At 69.8% G+C, this 1482-nt stretch carries 1 protein-coding gene; it reads right to left on the bottom strand.

Translation table 11 applies throughout. The features are described 5' to 3' along the window. Window positions 1-167 precede the first annotated feature (167 nt). Window positions 168-1388, bottom strand: a complete 1221-nt coding sequence (locus H3C53_09925) for a hypothetical protein (GenBank protein MBW7916982.1) — start codon at window positions 1386-1388, stop codon at window positions 168-170. Window positions 1389-1482: the final 94 nt, after the last annotated feature.

Below are 1482 nucleotides of genomic sequence, written 5' to 3'. Positions count from 1 at the left end.
ATGGCATTCAGAAGGTCAGGGGTTCGAATCCCCTCGGCTCCACCAATGGAACCCCGTCGATGACGGGGTTCTTTTAGTTCCCACCACGTCCCGAGGTGACGCCTGCTGCGAAGGGCCCGTGCGAGGGGCCAGGTGCCACCGTACCGTTCGTTCCTGCCGCTTCAGGCCTAATCGAACGGCAAGTGTGCGTCGTCGCCTAGGAGGGGCAGCAACCAGGCGTCGACCTGATCGTGGACCCTGCCCGGCTGCTTGGTGGTCGAGTGTCCCCCGCCGGCGATCACCAGCTGCCCGTGCGGGCTGTTCGCCTGGGCAGCGACGGCCGCGGCGAAGCCACCGTGGACGTACTCGCAGTTGTTCGCGCCGTCGGCGACCGGGAGCGGCGGGAACTGACCGGCGCAGTGCGGGTCCGAGTCTCCGATCACGTCGAGGATCGGGACCGCCCGGAAATCGTCCTCGGCCACGACTCGTTCGGGAGTCACCCCGGTCGGTCCGAGGTCGGCGAAGCGGCCTACCTTGGCGGTCACGCCGGCGAAATCGAAACCTGGGTACTTGCGGACCGGGGGGGTGAGGCCGGCCGCGAAGTAGGGCACCAGGCGAGGGGTCACGATGTAGGCATCGAGGATCGCGGCGTTCACGTCGATGCCACGCTCGTGCAGGGCGTAAGTCAAGGCGAACGCCCCGACCGAGCCCGCGCTGGTTCCGTGCACCACCACCCACGTCGTGGGCCTGTTGTCGGCCACCCACATGAGCGCGGCCTCGTTGGCGAGCAGCCCGTCGACGGTGTCGCCCTCGCGGCCGTGATTCGGGTTGTTCGGGTAGACGGTGCCCTCGCCGGCGTGCAGGTCGTGATCGCACATCGACGGCACCAGCACCCGCCAGCCCTCGCGGAGGCGCCGGTTGATGATGGTGTCCTGACCGCCCGAGACGGCGCGACGCACCAGCTTCGCTAGCGACTCCTCGTCGTTGTTCGCCTCGTTGCCAACGTAACGGGGCGGGGCCGCATCGGTGTAGTAGCCCGCCCCGCCGCCGTGCAGGAACACCCATAGCGGCGCTGCACCGCCGTCATCACCGCGCGGTTCGAACACGGCGAAAGTGAACGTGCCCTTCCGACCGCACTGGAACGCCTCGTTGCGGTAAAGCTCCACCTCCCAGGAGCCGTCGCCGAGGTCGACCGTCTGCTGGTCCGCGAGCACGATGCCGGTCGTTGCCGGTGCAGTGCTCCGGGCTGTGGCGGCCTGCGGCGTGGTGGCAGGCGTGTGCCCGCCCTGCGCTGGCGAGCGTCCCGCCAAGGCAGCCGCCGCGATGGCGAGGACGGCGAACGCCCACCTCACGCGGGCGCCGGCGGGAACGAGCTTCCGCCGACCGGTGAGGGCGCGGATGGCCCTCATCGGTGCACGCGACCCTGGATCCGCGGCCGTGGCGTCCCGGGGTCACGGGCGAGAAGTCCGGCGGTGACGGCCATGGCCGAGATGTTACACCTGC

This window comes from Trueperaceae bacterium, assembly GCA_019454765.1.
Taxonomy (GTDB): domain Bacteria; phylum Deinococcota; class Deinococci; order Deinococcales; family Trueperaceae; genus JAAYYF01.
The sequence above is the reverse complement of the archived record's forward strand: the minus strand, read 5'-3'. Positions and strand labels throughout refer to the sequence as shown.